Source organism: Streptomyces marokkonensis, from assembly GCF_039539045.1.
GTDB classification, from domain to species: domain Bacteria; phylum Actinomycetota; class Actinomycetes; order Streptomycetales; family Streptomycetaceae; genus Streptomyces; species Streptomyces marokkonensis.
Genome location: NZ_BAABCQ010000085.1, coordinates 1 through 16,614 on the forward strand (window position 1 = coordinate 1; position 16,614 = coordinate 16,614).

Below are 16,614 nucleotides of genomic sequence, written 5' to 3' on the forward strand. Positions count from 1 at the left end.
CCCACTGCGAGGGCCTAACCACCTAGGAAGAAAGAGGCTTCCCCGATGGGTACCCAAAACCCTAGCGCGCCCGCGCGCGCCCAGTCAGCCCCTGCCGCCGATCCGACCCGTTCGCGTCGCCACGGCGGCGGCATCATCCACGAGAACACCCGGCACACCACTCGCTTCGTGGTGATCGGCAACCACCTGGCCCAGCACCCGGAGCTGTCACTGCTGGCGATCGGCCTCAGCTGCCACATCCAGTCGCTGCCCACCGGCGCGGGCGCCGACATCAAGACGCTCACCGCCCGCTTCAAAGAGGGCCCCACCCGCATCGCCGCCGCCCTGCGCGAGCTGGAGGTGTACGGCTACCTGCGCCGCGAGCGCCACCGCACCGAGACCGGCCGCATCGTCACCCGCACGGTCTCCTGCAACCAGCCGAAGACGCCCCGCCGCGAGCCGGCCGACACCGGCTGCCCGGACCGCCCGACGCCCCGGCCCACCCGCCCGGCGGGACGGCCCCCGAAGCAACCGGAGCACGCAGCCCCTCCCCACCCGCGCCACACCGTCAACGAAACGCGCCCCCGCAAGGCCCTCCCCGCCGTACCGCAGCCCGGCTGCACCGCCCCCGCCCTCCTCCAGCAGGCCACCGACCTCCTCACCACCCTGCGCCGACACGACCCCCGCCTCCTCCTCTCCGCGACGGACACCGCCCACTTGGCCCCCGGCGTCGCCGCCTGGCTGGAACGGGACATCGCCCCCACCGCCGTACGCCACGCCCTGACCACCGACCTGCCGGACGCCCCCCTGCGCCGCCCGGCCGCCCTGCTCGCCCACCGCCTCACCGCCCAGCTGCCGCCCCCGCCGCCGTACAGGCCCTCCGCCGGTCCGCCACCGCCCCGCTACGAGGTACGCAACTGCGACGGCTGCGACCGCGGCTTCCGCGCCCCTGAGCCCGAAGACCGCTGCCGCGACTGCCGCACAGCGGCCCGCCCGTAACCGAAGCAAGGAGTTCCATGGTCAGCTCGTCCCACGAGGCGATGCACCGCATCTTCCAGGACCACCCAGGGCTCTTCTCCCGCGTCTCCGAAGCGCTCAGCATCCCGTTTCCCCAGGCCACCGCGGTCAGCGTGCTACCCAACGACGTCACAGAGACAAGGCCTGTCGACCGTCGGATCGACACCCTGCTGCGGATCGACACGGAGGAGCACGGCCCTTTTCTCCTCGCGGTCGAGGCACAGAAGAGGAAGGACCCCGAGAAGCCGGCCAGCTGGGGCTACTACCTCGCGTACCTACGCAGAAGTACCGGCTGCCGCCCCTGCTGCTCGTGGTCTGCCAGGACCGCGCGACGGCCGAGTGGGCGACCCTGCCGGAACCCATCGGATTCTGTTCGTGGCCTTCTCTGACGTTCCCGAAGATGTAGCAGACCCCCTCGTCGAATTCACCGCTCAAGGCCTGGGAAACCGCCCGGCCCGATATCTCTGGAGGAATCTGGTGGCCGTGGACCTCTCGTTCTACAAGTCCTACATCTCCGAAGAGATCCGCGACGAAGGCCGCGTCCAGGGGCGGGCCGAGGACGTCCTGCTCGTCCTGGAGCAGCGCGGACTCGACGTCTCCGACGATGTCCGCGGGCGCGTCACGGGCTGCGACGATCCCGAGGTCCTGCGCCACTGGCTCGCCCGCGCCGTCACGGTGCTGAAGGCTGAAGAGATCTTCGAAGAGGAGTGAGCCCACGCGGCGGTCCCGAGCAGACCCGGATGCCCTGGGGTGACATGGACCAGGCACTGCGGCTGATCCCGTCGTTCGTGGGCGTCCACCGCCCCGACGGCCCCGATCGTCGACGTCGGCGGCCCGGACGCCGAAGGGCTCGCCACGTATGTCCTGGGCCTGGACGCACCCCTGCGCGTGCTCGCCCCGGAGTCGGTACGCGAGGCCCTGCTGCGCCGTGCGCGGGCGGTGATCGAGAGCAACGCGGACGGCGAGCCGTGAAGAGGGCTTCGCGGGATTTGCCGTCACAGGTCCGGACCAACCTCTTGCCCCCGCCCCTCCCCCGTCGCAAGCTCCCCTCATGGAGCTGGAGTTGCGGCATCTCAAGACGGTCAGGGCCATCGCCGACGCCGGCAGCCTCACCAGGGCGGCGACGGCGCTCGGCCTCGCACAGCCCGCGCTGAGCGCACAGCTCAAGCGGATCGAAAGGGCCCTGGGAGGCGCGCTGTTCGTGCGGGGCAGACACGGGGTGCGGGCCACCGCGCTGGGTGAACTGGTGCTGGAGCGCAGCAGGATCGTGCTGCCCGCGGTGACCGAGCTGCAGCAGGAGGCGACCCGGTTCGCGCGGGCGCCGCGCACGACGGAACGCCTGCGGCTGGGCGGCACCCACGGACCCTTGCTGGGGGCCTTGGTCGACCGGCTGGTGGGCGTGGCGCCGGACGCCCGGATGACGACCTGTACGTCCTGGTCGGAGAGGGAGCTGGCCGAGCAGCTGGTGGAGGGGCGACTGGACTTCGCGCTCGCCGGGACCTGCGGGTCCGCCTCCCCGCCCGGCGCCGAAGGGCTGGTCTGGCGGGAGGTCGCCGTCGACCCGGTGTTCGTGATGATGCCCACCGGCCACCCGCTCGCCGACCGGGCGGAGGTGGACCTGACCGAGCTGGCGGGCGAGGAGTGGGCCTGCGTACCCGGTGACGGCTGCTTCGGCGACTGCTTCACCGCGTCCTGCGCCCGCGCCGGGTTCACCCCGCGCCGTATGTACGAGACGGACACCGCGTCCCTGGTCCACCTGGTCCAGGTGGGGCGGGCGGTCGGACTGTGCCGGGCGACCTTCCCGACCACGCCCGGCATCGTCACCCGGCCGCTCACCGGCACCCCGCTGGCCTGGCGGCATCTCCTCGGCTGGCACGGGGCGACGCAACGGCAGGACACCGCCGCGACCGTGCTGGCGCAGGCCCGCATGGCGCACGCGGGGGTGGCGGCGAGCAGTGACAGCTACACGGAGTGGATGGCGGCGCACCGGGTTCCGTGACGGGGCACGCCGGGTCCCGCACGGGGCTTCCGCCGCCCGTGTCACCGACCGTGGGCCTTCCATAACACCGGGGAGAGGGTCAGCCGACGTCTTACGGCCGCCGGTTGTCCCTCCCTACGGTTTCGGCACCTCCCCACCGGGACCCACCGAGACCGAGGAGAAGCCCCCATGCCCCACCGATACCGACACCCCAGAGCCATGGGTGCCGCCGTCGCCGCGACGGCCGCCCTGCTCGTGGCCGGGCTCAGCGGCTCCGCGAGCGCCGGGACGGCTCCCGCCGACTCCGCACCCACCGCGGCCGAGACCCTCCGCACCGACGCCGCGCCGCCCGCCCTCCTCAACGCCATGCAGCGCGACCTCGGCCTCGACCGGCAGCAGGCCGAGCGCCGCCTCGTCAACGAGGCCGAGGCGGGCGCCACGGCGGCCCGGCTCCGCGCCGCGCTCGGCGGCGACTTCGCCGGTGCGTGGCTGCGGGGCGCCGAGTCCGGCACGCTGACCGTGGCGACGACGGACGCGGACGACGTCGCGGCGATCGAGGCTGCGGGCGCCGAGGCCAGCGTCGTACGGCACTCGCTCGCCGACCTGGACGCGGCCAAGTCCCGGCTGGACCGGGCCGCCACCGGCCTGGACACCACCGACGCGCCGGTCCGGTACGTCGACGTGCGGACGAACACGGTCACCGTGCAGGCCGTACGGCCGTCCGCGGCCCGCGCCCTCCTCGACGCCGCCCGTGTCGACGCCGCGCTCGCCCGGGTCGAGAAGTCGACCGAGAAGCCCCGTCCGCTGTACGACCTGCGGGGCGGCGAGGCGTACTACATCAACAACAGCGGACGCTGCTCGATCGGCTTCCCGGTCACCAAGGGCACCCAGCAGGGCTTCGCCACCGCCGGTCACTGCGGACGGACCGGGGCGAGCACCAGCGGCGCCAACCGGGTGGCCCAGGGCACCTTCCAGGGGTCGATCTTCCCCGGCCGTGACATGGCGTGGGTGGCCACCAACTCCAGCTGGACGGCGACCCCGTACGTCAGCGGCGCCGGCGGTCAGAACGTCCAGGTCACCGGGTCCACCCAGGCCCCGGTCGGCGCGTCCGTGTGCCGCTCCGGTTCCACCACCGGCTGGCACTGCGGCACCATCCAGCAGCACAACACCAGCGTCACCTACCCCGAGGGCACCATCAGCGGCGTCACCCGCACCACGGTGTGCGCCGAGCCCGGCGACTCGGGCGGTTCGTACATCTCCGGCAGCCAGGCGCAGGGCGTCACCTCGGGCGGCTCGGGCGACTGCCGCAGCGGCGGTACGACGTTCTTCCAGCCGATCAACCCGCTGCTGCAGAACTACGGCCTCACCCTGAAGACGACCGGCGACGACGGCGGTCCCGAGGACCCGCCGCCCGGTGAGGGCGGCACCTGGGCGGTCGGCACGGTCTACCAGCCGGGCGACACGGTGACGTACGGCGGCGCCACCTACCGCTGCCTCCAGGGCCACCAGGCCCAGCAGGGCTGGCAGCCGCCGAACGTGCCCGCGCTGTGGCAGCGCGTGTGAGCGGCTGACCACCGCACGGGCGGGGGACGGACCCCGGACGACCCGCGGGGGGGGCGTCCACGGGGACAACGGGGACGGGCCCGGGTGCGCTGAGGGAGAGCACCCGGGCCCGGTCACGTCGTCATGTCGGTCAGTCGGTCAGGTCGGTCAGGTCGGTCAGGTGCGGGTGACCGCGCCGACCCGGCGGCGTCGAGTGCGGGTGCCGTTCATCTCCTGCCACGCGGGCCCGGTACGCCAGCCCTGCGGGGTACCGTCCTGCTCCCGCAACCGTGCGGTCACCATCCGTGCCCGGGCCGACGGCTCCTTGGGCGCCGGCGCGCCACCGCCTTCCGCGGCCTCCCGGAGGAACGCATCCAGTCGGTCGTCGGTTATCCGGGACTCGTCGCCGGATCGCTCGTCGGGGGTGTTCGGGGGTGTGGTCGTCACGAAAGCCTCACCGTGCTGTCGCCACCGAGGAACGGGTCCGGCAGCCCCCACGGGGGCACGTCACCCGAAACGAGTCCCGCCAGGAGGGAAACCAACCCTTTGTCGTACTCCCACCAGTCGTCGTTCCTGGTGCTCACCACCACGGGCCAGGAATCCGGGTCCGAGTCTCCGGTGCGCCAGTAGAAGATGTCGCCCGAGCTCGTCTCCGCGCAGTGCAGCAGCCCGCCGGGCCGGGGGTACGGGACATAGCCGTTCGCCATGTCGGCCTCGGCCAGATCCTCCAGCGCGTCCAGCGCGTCCAGCCTGGCCGCCGCGGACGCGGCTTCCCGCCCCGGCCGGGGAGTGCCGACGATCAGGAAACCTCCGACGGAGAAAGTCGGATACGCCTCGCCCAGCTCCTTGTAGTCACTCGGCACGTCGGTGCCCAGCGCCCGTGCGTACTCCGACCAGTCGATCTCCCTGGCCTGGTCGGGACGCTGCGCGCGCAGCTCCGGCAGAGCGCGCTCCAGATCGCCGATGCCGCTCAACACGAGTGGCCCTTCCTCTGTTGGTTCGCCACGGGGGTGTTGAAGAGTACCCCCTTCTTCGTTATGGCCGTCATGTGAATCGAGTCCGGCATCCGCGTCGAATCATCCGGATAGGACAGCTGACCCGAGTAGAGCACCGGATTGCCCGCCTTCAACTGGCTGGCTATTCGGTTCTCGCATCGCTTCATGCCGCTGGTGTTCATCAGCCGGTATCCGGTGAACAGGTTCTCCGACCGCCACTCACCGCCGAACCGGTCCGCCACGACATGGGTTCGGTTGTAGGCGAAAAGTCCGTCGGCGTCCTGCGGATTGGGGTCCGGGAAGCCGGCGACATAGGGGCTCCCGTTGTCGTCGCGCCCCTGGTTCGGCTTCTTCAGGTCCTGCGGGCAGATCAGCGCCGTCGCGCCCTGTGGGCGGCCGTTGACCAGCGGTTGGTAGTGGAACCGCTCCGACTTCGGCCGTGCGCAGAGATTCTCGGACGAGCCGCCACCGCCTCCGGCCGAGGGGTTCGGCTGCGACGAGGGCGAGGAACTCTCGTCCGGCTGCTGCGCCTGGTCGGGGAAGAACTTGAAGTAGCCGCGCAGCTGCTCGGGGGTGAGCTTCAGGTCCTTCTGCGCCCGGGTGAAGGCATCGTCGACGTACTGCTGGTGCTCGGTGTCGGCACCCGTGTCCGCGACGGGACGCGGTACGGCCTTGCTCAGGGCCGCCTTGATGAGCGCGGGCCACGGCGGCGGCGGGGGCGGCGGGGGCGTCCGCGGAACGTTCGGGCCGCGGGGCGGGGACCACGGGTCCTTGGGACCGTTCCAGGGGTTCCTGCCGCCGCCGTTGTTCGGGTTGCCGCCGCCCCCGCGGCAACCGCTGCGGCAGCCGCCCGCCGACACGTCGGTACCCGAGGAGGAGGCCGACGCCGCGAGGGAGGCCGCGTAGGCGGCGAGCGCGGCGGCAGCCGACTTGCCCGACTGCGACAGCGAGGACGACCAGCCGGAGCTGTAGCCGCTGCTGGAGGAGGACGAACCGCTGCCCCAGCTCCAGCTCCAGTCCCAGTTCCAGCTGGAGCTGTCCCAGTTGTCGATCGCCGCCTTGGCCGCGGCGCCCACGGCCACGGACACCACGACGGCCGCGGTCACCTCCATGACGCAGGCGTTCCAGAAGCAGTGTCCGCTGGGGTCGGTGTTGAGCAGGGGGCTGCCGCCCGCGTACGTGTACCGGTTGGCCCGGACCGAGGGGGCCGGGTCGAGGGTCCAGGAGTCACGGGAGGAGAAGCCGCCGGTCGCCGGGTCGTACCAGCGGGCGTGCATGTTGACCCGGCCGGTGGCCGGGTCGGTGTACTCGCCCTGGTAGCCCAGCGCGCCGGTGTCACCGCCCGAGGCCGCCGTCACCTCGCCGAAGGGCGAGTAGCCCGTCGAGCCCGCCACCGCGCCGGTGCCGGCGGTGAAGGCCCCGATGACGTCGCCGTGCACGTCCGACAGCAGAGCCGCCGCGTTCGTGCCGTCCGGGCCGGCGGTGGACAGGGCCTCGCCGGACGGGTCGCGGAAGACCGGGCCGGCGGCCGTGGCGACCGGGTTGTTGGACTGGTCGGCGTACGTCAGCGACTCGTCGCCCTGCCGCACCAGGCGGCCCAGCGCGTCGTACCCGTACGCGGTGCCGTCCGCCGAGACCATCCGGCCCAGCGCGTCGAACGCCGCCGCGTGGCTGCCGCTCGCGTCGCTGCTGCCGGTACGGGTGCCGCGCGCCGAGTACGTGTACGTCACGTCCCCGGCCGCCAGCAGCCGGTTGCGCGCGTCGTACGTCGCCGGCACGCCGCCCGCGCTCGTACGGTTGCCCGCCGCGTCCCAGGTGTACGCCGTCTTCGTGCCGTCGGCCGCCGTCCAGCCGGTCAGCCGGCCCGACCGGTCGTAGCCGTAGGACTGGGCGCCCTCGCCCGCCGTGCCGGTGGTGGTCTTCCCGGTGAGACGGGACGCCTTGTCGTAGTCGTAGGCGACGGACGCCGTCGTCGTACCGCCCGGCGCCTTCAGGGTGTCGGACGTGACGCGGTCCAGGGTGTCGTAGGCGAACACGCGCGTCGTGCCCGTGCCGCCGTACGCCACCGACGTCGGGCGGGAGGCCACGTCGTAGCCGTACGTCCGGGTCGTCTTCGTCAACGGGTCGGCCGCCGTCTTCAGGCGCCCCGCACCGTCGTAGCCGAAGGTGCCCCGCCCCGCCGCGTCCGTGCGGACGGTGAGGCGGCCCTCCTCGTCGTGGGCGAAGGTCGCCGCACCGGACGGGCCGTCGGCGGTCAGCAGGTTGCCGCGGTCGTCGTACGTGTAGGTGTTCGTGCCGCCGGGCGCGCTCGCCGACGTGAGGTTGCCCACCGCGTCGTAGCCGTAGGTGTCCGGGGTCGTGGCCGCCTCGGCGCCCGAGCCGGCGGACCGGGTGAGGCGGCCCAGCGCGTCGAAGGTGCGCTCGACCGTGACGCCGCCCGGCTGGAGCTCCTTCACCGGAAGGCCGGCCGCGTCGTACACCGTCGTCCAGGTGCGGTCGGCCGCGTCCGGGTGGGCCTCGGTGGCGGGTTCCACCACCGTCTCCAGGGCACCGCGGCCGGTGAAGTCGTACCAGGTGGTGTGGGCGCGGCCGTCCGTCAGGCGGGTGCGGTTGCCCGCCGCGTCGTAGCCGTACGTCGTCGTGATCGACGTGTCGGCGTCCACCGGCTCCAGCAGCTTCGTCAGGCGGCCCAGCGCGTCGAACGTCCGGTGGACCGTGTGGCCGAGGGCGTCCGTGACGGCGACCGGGTTGCCGGCCGCGTCGTAGGCGGAGGACGTGGTGCGCAGCACCGTGCCCGCGCCGTTCTCGTCCCGGACCCCGGTGACGCGGCCCGCCAGGTCGTACGCGGTGTGCGTGGTACGGCCCTGCGGGGTCGTCACCGTGGCGGGCAGGCCGGTCGGGCCGTAGGTGCGGGCCGTGACGCCGCCCGCGGTGTCCGTCGTGGTGAGCGGGTCGCCCGCCGCGTTGTAGGAGTTGGTGGTCGTCAGGCCCGTCGGGCTCTTCGACGAGAGCAGGTTGCCCGCGTCGTCGTAGGTCAGCGTCGTCGTGAACGCGCCCCGCGCCGGCCGGCGCTCGATCACCGTCGAGGTGACCTGGCGGCCGAGGTCGTCGTAGGTGGCCTCGGTGCGGGCGCCGGTCGGGCCGGTGGCCGACAGCCGCTCGCCCAGCAGGTCGTGGGTGAACGTCGACTCCGGTGCGGCGGCGCCGTCCTCGGGGGCCGGCAGCGTCACCTTGGCGAGGTTGCCGAGCTGGTCGTAGGTGTAGGTCGTGACCTTCCCCCGGGGGTCGGTCTCGCTCGCCAGGTTGCCCGCCGCATCGTAGGCGCGGGTCACCGTGCCGGGCAGCGGGGACGTGGCGCCGGGCGGGGTGTAGGCGGGCAGGGTGATGCTCGTCGCGCGGCCCGCGCGGTCGTGGGCGGTGTGCGTGACGTGGCCGTTCGGGCCGCGGACCTCGGCCGTCTCGCCGAAGGCGTTGTAGCCGACGGTGGTGGTCGGGCGGACGGTCGCCGCCGCGGACCGCCGGGTCTCGGCGGTGACCGGGGCGTCGCGCGTGACGACCGGGCGGCCGAGCGCGTCGTAGGTGTGGTCCGTCGTGTACGCGGCCGGGTCGGCGCCGGTGGCGTTGCCGCGCGGGGCGGTCGTGGAGACCACCAGGCCGCGGTCGTCGACCTCGTACGTGGTGACCAGGTCGGCGGTGCCGTTCTCCACCGTCCGCCGGGTCAGGTCGCCGGCGGTGTCGCGTGCGTAGGTGACCTTCTCGGCGCGGGTACCGCCCGTGCCGGTGCGGGTCACCGTGCGGATGTCGCCGCCCGCGTCGTAGGTGTAGGCGGTGCGCCGGGCCAGGCCGGACGGGTCGAGGACCGCGGCGGTGGTGCGGCCGGCGGCGTCCACCTCGTAGGCGGTGGTGACCTTGCCGTTGCCGGTGGTCTCGCGGACGAGGTGGCCGGCGGCGTCGTAGCGGCGGTCGCTCAGTACCAGGTCGCGGGTGGTGCCGTTCGGGTCGTGGAAGCCGGTGCGGATCCGCCGCGCCGGCAGGCCGTCGTCGTAGTAGGTGTGGCGGGTGGTGCGGCCCATGGCGTCGGTGTGCTCGGCCAGCCGGCCGGCCGGGTCGTACGCGTAGGAGTCCAGCACGACGTCGCGGGCGGCGGAGGGGGTGTTCGGGTTGCCGGTGAAGCCGGCCAGGGTGACCGTGGCGAGGGAGCCCAGCGCCGTGTACGTGTACCGGAACGTCCGGTCGCCCGGCAGGGTGCGGCCGGTCTGGTGGCCGTGGACGTCGTAGGTGTAGGTCTCCTCGCCGCCCTCGGGGCCGGTGAGGGTGGCGAGCCGGCCGTGGGTGTCGTAGGTGCGCTGCGTGGTGCGGGTGGCGTCGCCGCCGAGGAGGTCGAAGACGGATGTCGTCAGTACGCGTCCGCCGTCGTCGTACGTGTACGTGGTGCGCGCCTGGTGGTCGGTGCCGGTCACCTCGTTGGTGGTGACCGGGCCGGTGACCGTCAGCGGGCGGGACTCGCCGTCGTACGTGGTGGTCGTGGTGACGCCGTCGGGGTGCGCGTCGGTGATCACCTCGCTGCCGGTCTCGCGGCCGAGCGCGTCGTAGGTGTACGCGGTGACGGCCCCGCGGGGGTCGGTGGCCTTCGCCAGGTCGCCGGCGGCCGTGTACTGGCGTCGGGTGACGGCGCCGCGGGCGTCGGTGCTGGTGGCGAGCAGGCCCGCCGGGACCGTGCCACCGCCCACCGCGGCCTCGGTGCCGTCGGTGAAGGTGAAGGACTCGGTGCCGGCCGGGGTGGTGGTGGAGGTCCGGTCGCCGAAGGCGTTGTAGCCGTAGGACGTCTTGTGGGTGTCGTCGGTCGCGCTCGCCGAGCGGGCGTCGCGTACGGCGGTGAGCTGGTCGTTGCGCGGGTCGAGCGGGTCGTCCGCCTGGTGGAAGTAACTGTTGTACGAGGTGTGGCAGGTGTCGTCGTCGCCGGTCTTCCGGCACGTCGTCTGCGAGATCCGGTTGCCGCGCTCGTCGTTGCCGAACCGGGTGACCGAGCCGTCGGGTCCGGTGGTGGCCGCGAGGAAGCCGCCGGTGTCGTAGGCGAAGCGCGCGGTGTGGCCGAGCGCGTCGGTCTGGGCGATCAGGCGGTTGGCCTGCAGCGGGTCGTAGGTGTAGCTGGATTCCCGCTCGTCGGGGTCGGTGACCGTGACGGTGAGGGTGGGAGTCCCCGCGACGGCCGGCCGGTCGTCGGTGGCGGGGGCGTCCTCGGTGCCGGTGGCGGTGAGGCCGGAGAGGCGGTAGGTGCCGCCGTTGGCGTCCGTGTACGACGACACCCGGTCGTGGACGGTGTCGTAGGCGACCTCGGCGTGCACCCGGCCGTCGGCCCGGGTCACCTTGGTGAGCTGCTGGGCGACTCCGGCTGCGGCGTGGTGCTCGGCGACGGTGCGGGCGCCGAGGGGGCGGGAGTAGACCGCGGCCTCGTCGATGTCACCGGCGAAGTGGCCGACGGTGCCGGTGGTGGCGGGCCAGTTGTCCCAGTAGCCGGCACCGAGGTAGACGAAGCGCTGGTCGTACTGGGTGATCTCGCCGCTGAGGCTGCCGGCCTTCTTCCCGTCGAGGTACAGCGTCTGGGTGTTGCCGGCGGCGGTGAGCGCCGCGTGGTGCCAGGCGCCGTCGTCCACCGGGGAGGCGGAGGTGATGGGCGCGTCGGTGCCGTTCCAGAACTCGCCGCGCAGCTTGCCGTCCGTGCCGACGTACAGCGCGGGGGTGTACTTGCCGGTGGTGGCCTCCTCCAGGGTGTGGTCCTGGTAGCTGAGGAGGACACCGCTGCCGGTGGTGCGGAACCACAGCTCGGCGGTCAGGTACGGGGTGTCGGAGATCACCTGGTCGGGCAGCTGCACGTAGGACGTGGAGCCGTTGAAGCCGGCCGCCGTGTCGGGGCTGCCCGCGAGCGCGCCGGCGGTGCCGAGCGTGACGTCCCGGTAGGTGGCGGCGTGCTCCTCCCGGTTCAGCGGCAGGTCGCCGGCGGCGTCGGTGGCGCCGTCCTTCTCGTCCAGCCGCCAGTAGGAGAACGGGCCGGCGTCGTGGACGACGGTGCGGTGGTGGGAGCCGTCACCGTACTCGTACGTCGTGCAGGAGCCGAGGGCGTCCTCGGGGCCGCAGACCAGGGTGAGCCGGTCGCCGTCGTAGGTGTATTTCCAGGTCAGCGGGGAGGCGCCGGACGTGGGCGGGTCCGTGCTGACGGTCGCGACGTGGCCGCCGGACCAGGTCAGGTGCAGGGCGCGGCCGCCGGTGGCGGTGACGGTGGTGAGGTCGCCGGCCGTGTTGTACGCGAGGGTCTGGGCGCGGCCGCGGTAGTCGGTGGCCCGGGTGAGCCGGCCGTCGCCGTCGAAGACGTAGGCCGTCTGTTCCTTGTCGGTGAGCTGCCAGCCGCCGCCGGTGACGGCGGTGAGGGTGGAGAAGCTGCCGTACGGGGGCGCGTAGCCGCCGTCGGGGTTCTTGGCGAAGCGGACCTGACGGCCGCTGGGCAGGGTGGCGACCACGTTCCCGGTGCCGTCGCCGTCCGGTTCGATCCGCATGTCGTAGCGGGTGGACCAGCCGGCGCCGAAGGCGTTGCCGGAGCGCGGGTCACGGCTGTTGTAGGTGCGGGTGACGGTCAGGCCGGGGCCGACCGTGGCGATCGCGGCGTCGGTGTCGGTGGTGGTGTAGTTGCCGATGCCTGGGTCGATCTCGCGACCCGAGCCGCCCGGGCCCTGACCGCCCAGGTGCGAGGTGATCGCGGGCTGCTCGACGGCGGTGGTGAAGGTGTAGAAGGGGCTGAGCGGGGTCGACTCGCCGTTCTCCCGCGCCTTGACCCGCCAGAGGTACTGCTTGCCCCAGGTCAGCTTTCCGGCCGGCATGTTCCAGGTGCGCCGGGTCAGCCAGCCGGAGTTCGCACAGTCGACGGGCGCCTCGGGGGTGCCGGCGCACACCTCGAAGTAGTGCTCGATGTCCGCCCCGGATGGGTGGTGGTCGATGCTCTCCGAGTCGGTGAACAGCGCGGGTGTGAGGCTGCCGACCTGTCCGCCCGGGTTCGGGTACACGTCCGTGATGCGCGGGCCGACGTCCTGGGACGTGAAGTTCACCGTGGTGGCCGGGACGCCCTCACTGGAGAACCACTTCTGGTCCCGCAGCCGCTGCAGCTCGAAGTTGACCTTGTACTTGCCCGGTGGCAGCGGGGGTATCCGCGCGCTGAGCGTGGTGTCGTCGCCCGGGGTGATGCGCTCGTTGAGGCGGGTGAAGGCCACCTGCCCCATCAGCGCGCCGGTGCTGTAGTTCCGCACGCGGGCGCCGAGGCGGACCTCGTTCCAGCCGAGCGGCTCCCAGGTGAAGTCGCCGAGGTTCTTGACGTTGACGTTCACCTCGCCGCTCTGGCCGCCGGTCAGCGGGGCGGTCTGGGAACCGACGGTGTACTTCGCGCCCCACGCGCTGTGGGTGACGGTCAGGTACGGCTTGTTGGCGGAGTTGGCGCTGCCGAACCGCTTCCAGGGGCCGCTGGTGTCGAAGTCGGCCCACAGGGCGAGGCCCTGGTTCCTGACGGAGCCGTCGACCCAGCCCTGGACCAGCTCGACGCCCTTGCGGCCCAGGTCCGTGGTGCGCCACTTGGAGCCGCCGCAGTTCTCGCCGTGGGCGAAGGAGTCGGAGGCGATCAGGTGGTCGAAGCTCGCCGGGCGGTTGCGGACCGTGCAGCGGCTGCGCGCCGTGCCGGGGACGGCCGAGGTGTCACCGAGCTCGTCGGGCGCGGTGTACGTCCTGGAGGAGGGCGTGGCGCTCATCAGGTCCGACACGCGCGCCGTCGACAGCCCCCGGGCCCTGGCCGCCACCTCTCGGCTGCCGCTCGCGGCGGGGAGGGCGACCGACCTCGACGACGACTCGATCATCGTCAACGAGGAGTGGGAACGGCACTTCGTCGGCCGGAGCGTACGGGTGTGGCTCGGGGACGGTACGGAGAAGACGCTGCGCATCGCCGCGGTGATGCACACCGGCACCGACGACAACGGCGTCTACGTCACGCCGGCCAACGCCCCCGGCAGCGCGGTGGACCGGGTGGACGTCACCCTCGCCGACGGTGCCGACAGCGGGGCCGTGGCCGCCGGGCTGCGCGAGGCGGTGCGGCCGGCCGGCGGGCAGGTGCTCACCCAGGACGAGTGGGTCGCCGCCACGTATCCGGAGACCAACCGTCCGACCCGGCTCGGCCTGCTCCTGGTCCTCGGGATCGCCCTGCTCTACACCGGCATCTCGCTGGTCAGCACGATGGTGATGGCCACCTCCGACCGGGTCCGCGACCTGGCGGTACTGCGGCTGGCCGGGGCCACGGGCGGGCAGGTACTGCGACTGGTGGGTGCCGAGGCGCTCCTGGTGGTCGCGGTCGGCGCGCTGCTCGGGCTGGTCGCCGCCGGGCTCGACCTCGCCGGGATGTGGGCGGCGCTGGGCCTGCTCTCGGTGCCTCCCACGCCCGCACTGCCGTGGGCGACGATCGGCGCGGTCGTGTCCGCCTGCGCGTTCCTCGCGGTACTCGCCTCGGTCGTCCCCGCCGCCCTGGCGCTACGCTGTCGTCCGGCGGAGCCGGCGGGCATCCGCGAGTGACCCGGCTCCGGCATACCGCCACGCACCCGGGCCGTCCCGCCCGCTCACTCCCCGTCCGGCCTCAACACCTCGGCCGCCGACACCGCCGTGATCGCACGCGTGAACCAGACACCCAACGTGTCGAGATCAGCGCACCCGACAATGCGCGCCCGCTCCTCCTCCGAAACCTCGACCCCCCGACCGTCCAACAGCAACAGGATGTCCTCAGCACGCCCCTCGACACGCCCCTCAGCACGCCCCTCGGCACATCCCTCGGCACGCCCCTCCGCCCGAAGGCTCTGCGCTGTCTGCGACTGGAAGAACGAAAGGTCGGCGGCCATGATGTGCCTCCAGAGGTCTGCGGCCGGCGTCTTGCCGAGGCCTTGTTCCGTGAGCTCGATGAAGATGCTTGCGGTGTGCTCGTCGTCGTCCGACAGGACTTTCAGTGCCGTCGCCAGCGCTTTCAGTATGGCATCGGCGTCCGGATCCCGGCGGTGCAGAGCCGCGGACAGCACCGTCAGCGGAATGTCGCGCGCGGCCTCGTCGGGGCTGTCGATCACGGGCAGACTGTCCGGCCCCAGGACCAGGGGGCGCACGGTGAGTGAGGGCCACTGCGGCGGGCCGATGTCGACGTGCCGGGTCGCCCAGGACGCGGTGCGCCGGTCGGCGCAGACGACGAGCAGGACCGGCGGCAGGCCGTACTTGGCGTGCAGGTGTGACAGGTAGTACGCCCAGCTCGCGGGCTTGTCGGGGTCCGGCTTCCCCTGCGACTCCACGGCGAGGAGGAAGCTCTCGCCGCCCTCCGCTTCCATGCGCAGCAACGTGTCCAGTCGCCGGTCCACGGGGCGGTTCTCGGTGAGGTCGGTGGGGAGGGGCGACCCGGAGAGCGGGCCGGCGAAGGTGATGCCGAGGCCCCTGACGGCACGGGCGAAGAGCGCCGGATCCTCCTGGAAGATCCGGTGCAGCGCCTCATGGGATGAGCTGACCATGCGCCGAACGTAGACCGAGCGGTGCAACGACCGCCGACATATGCCACTCATTGCTGCGATCGAGTGACGGCCGGGCCAGGACGATTGACGCGACCGGGCGCGGGATCGACGCGACCGGCGGCCGGCCGGGCACCGGCCCATGCGAAAGGGCCCGTACGACCGAAGTCGTACGGGCCCTTTCAGGCATCAACCCATGTCAGGTCTGTGGACCGACAAGCAAGCGGAGCTTACTTGTTGATCTTGGTGACCTGGCCGGCGCCCACGGTCCGGCCACCCTCACGGATGGCGAACTTCAGGCCCTCTTCCATGGCGACGGGCTGGATGAGCTCCACCTTCATCTCGGTGTTGTCACCCGGCATGACCATCTCGGTGCCCTCGGGGAGGGTCACGACGCCGGTCACGTCCGTCGTACGGAAGTAGAACTGCGGACGGTAGTTGTTGAAGAAGGGGGTGTGACGGCCACCCTCGTCCTTCGACAGGATGTAGGCCTGGGCCTCGAACTCGGTGTGCGGCGTGACCGAACCCGGCTTGATGATGACCTGGCCGCGCTCGACGTCCTCGCGCTTGATGCCACGGAGGAGCAGACCGACGTTCTCACCGGCCTGGCCCTCGTCGAGCAGCTTGCGGAACATCTCGATGCCGGTGACCGTGGTGGTGGTCTTGTCCTGCTTGATGCCGATGATGTCGACGGTCTCGTTGACCTTGAGGACACCACGCTCGATGCGGCCGGTGACGACCGTACCGCGACCGGTGATGGTGAAGACGTCCTCGATCGGCATCAGGAACGGCTTGTCGACGTCGCGCTCGGGCTCCGGGATGGCCTCGTCCACGGCCTTCATGAGCTCGAGGACCGAGTTGCCCCACTCCTTGTCGCCCTCGAGGGCCTTCAGAGCGGAGACCTTGACGACCGGCAGGTCGTCGCCCGGGAACTCGTACTCGGAGAGGAGCTCACGCACCTCGAGCTCGACGAGCTCCAGGATCTCCTCGTCGTCCACCATGTCGGCCTTGTTCAGGGCGACGACGATGTACGGAACGCCGACCTGGCGGGCCAGGAGCACGTGCTCCTTGGTCTGCGGCATCGGGCCGTCGGTGGCCGCGACCACGAGGATGGCGCCGTCCATCTGCGCCGCACCCGTGATCATGTTCTTGATGTAGTCCGCGTGACCGGGGCAGTCGACGTGGGCGTAGTGACGCGTCTCCGTCTGGTACTCGACGTGCGCGATGGAGATCGTGATACCGCGCTGACGCTCCTCGGGCGCCTTGTCGATCATGTCGAAGGCCGAGGCCTCGTTCAGGTCCGGGTACGCGTCGTGCAGCACCTTGGTAATGGCGGCCGTGAGGGTCGTCTTACCGTGGTCGATGTGACCGATGGTGCCGATGTTGACGTGCGGCTTAGTCCGCTCGAACTTCGCCTTCGCCACTGGGGTCCTCCTGTGGAGTGGTTCTGTACGCCTTACTCATCGGCGCCAGGTGATCTTTGCTGGAAAGCCCGGGTGCCGGGGGCATTCCACCGGGTTCACGGCGGAATGCCCCATGC

9 protein-coding genes and 2 pseudogenes are annotated in these 16,614 nt (G+C 72.2%); 6 read left to right on the top strand and 5 right to left on the bottom strand.

Annotated elements, in window-relative coordinates; all coding sequences use genetic code 11:
• Positions 1 to 45 precede the first annotated feature (45 nt).
• The 5 genes and pseudogenes from ABEA26_RS21100 to ABEA26_RS21115 all read left to right on the top strand — a co-directional run bounded on the left by ABEA26_RS21100 (position 46) and on the right by ABEA26_RS21115 (position 4,537).
• Positions 46 to 978 (top strand): helix-turn-helix domain-containing protein, encoded by a 933-nt coding sequence (locus ABEA26_RS21100; RefSeq protein WP_345594412.1) that lies wholly within the window; start codon positions 46 to 48, stop codon positions 976 to 978.
• 17 nt (positions 979 to 995) lie between these two features.
• Positions 996 to 1,707, top strand: a pseudogene (locus ABEA26_RS21105) (hypothetical protein).
• Positions 1,708 to 1,866: 159 nt separating this feature from the next.
• Complete coding sequence (locus ABEA26_RS36580; RefSeq protein ID WP_486388974.1) at positions 1,867 to 1,968, top strand: hypothetical protein; 102 nt, start codon at positions 1,867 to 1,869, stop codon at positions 1,966 to 1,968.
• A 79-nt stretch (positions 1,969 to 2,047) separates the two neighbouring features.
• Positions 2,048 to 2,995, top strand: a complete 948-nt coding sequence (locus ABEA26_RS21110) for a LysR family transcriptional regulator (RefSeq protein ID WP_345594414.1) — start codon at positions 2,048 to 2,050, stop codon at positions 2,993 to 2,995.
• Between the two features lie 168 nt (positions 2,996 to 3,163).
• Complete coding sequence (locus ABEA26_RS21115) at positions 3,164 to 4,537, top strand: carbohydrate-binding protein (RefSeq protein WP_345594416.1); 1,374 nt, start codon at positions 3,164 to 3,166, stop codon at positions 4,535 to 4,537.
• Between the two features lie 156 nt (positions 4,538 to 4,693).
• Here ABEA26_RS21115 and ABEA26_RS21120 read toward each other — a convergent pair whose 3' ends face one another.
• Genes ABEA26_RS21120 through ABEA26_RS21130 form a run of 3 tightly spaced genes read right to left on the bottom strand, consistent with a single transcriptional unit; the run spans position 4,694 to position 13,298 of the window.
• Positions 4,694 to 4,963 carry a hypothetical protein gene (locus ABEA26_RS21120; RefSeq protein WP_425587870.1) on the bottom strand — a complete coding sequence of 90 codons (270 nt, stop codon included), beginning with the start codon at positions 4,961 to 4,963 and terminating at the stop codon, positions 4,694 to 4,696.
• Positions 4,960 to 5,493 carry an SMI1/KNR4 family protein gene (locus ABEA26_RS21125; protein WP_345594418.1) on the bottom strand — a complete coding sequence of 178 codons (534 nt, stop codon included), beginning with the start codon at positions 5,491 to 5,493 and terminating at the stop codon, positions 4,960 to 4,962. The genes ABEA26_RS21120 and ABEA26_RS21125 overlap by 4 nt, the downstream gene beginning before the upstream one ends.
• On the bottom strand, positions 5,487 to 13,298 hold the full coding sequence (locus ABEA26_RS21130) for a LamG-like jellyroll fold domain-containing protein (protein WP_345594420.1): 7,812 nt from the start codon (positions 13,296 to 13,298) through the stop codon (positions 5,487 to 5,489). Before ABEA26_RS21130 ends, ABEA26_RS21125 begins: the two co-directional genes overlap by 7 nt.
• On the opposite strand from ABEA26_RS21130, the pseudogene ABEA26_RS21135 reads away from it, so the two are divergent.
• Positions 13,204 to 14,109, top strand: a pseudogene (locus ABEA26_RS21135) (ABC transporter permease); the annotation flags it as partial. The gene ABEA26_RS21130 and the pseudogene ABEA26_RS21135 sit on opposite strands and share 95 nt — an antisense overlap.
• A 44-nt stretch (positions 14,110 to 14,153) precedes the next feature.
• Here the strand turns inward: ABEA26_RS21135 and ABEA26_RS21140 are convergent.
• Positions 14,154 to 15,077, bottom strand: a complete 924-nt coding sequence (locus tag ABEA26_RS21140) for an RpnC/YadD family protein (protein WP_345594422.1) — start codon at positions 15,075 to 15,077, stop codon at positions 14,154 to 14,156.
• Between the two features lie 227 nt (positions 15,078 to 15,304).
• Complete coding sequence (gene tuf, locus ABEA26_RS21145; RefSeq protein ID WP_345594424.1) at positions 15,305 to 16,498, bottom strand: elongation factor Tu; 1,194 nt, start codon at positions 16,496 to 16,498, stop codon at positions 15,305 to 15,307.
• Positions 16,499 to 16,614: the final 116 nt, after the last annotated feature.

Bases quoted from the DNA above. Each gene is read 5' to 3' on its own strand.
- ABEA26_RS21140 (WP_345594422.1), bottom strand. From the start codon at position 15,077: ATGGTCAGCTCATCCCATGAGGCGCTGCACCGGATCTTCCAGGAGGAT.
- ABEA26_RS21100 (WP_345594412.1), top strand. From the start codon at position 46: ATGGGTACCCAAAACCCTAGCGCGCCCGCGCGCGCCCAGTCAGCCCCT.
- ABEA26_RS21110 (WP_345594414.1), top strand. From the start codon at position 2,048: ATGGAGCTGGAGTTGCGGCATCTCAAGACGGTCAGGGCCATCGCCGAC.
- ABEA26_RS21115 (WP_345594416.1), top strand. From the start codon at position 3,164: ATGCCCCACCGATACCGACACCCCAGAGCCATGGGTGCCGCCGTCGCC.
- ABEA26_RS21130 (WP_345594420.1), bottom strand. From the start codon at position 13,298: ATGAGCGCCACGCCCTCCTCCAGGACGTACACCGCGCCCGACGAGCTC.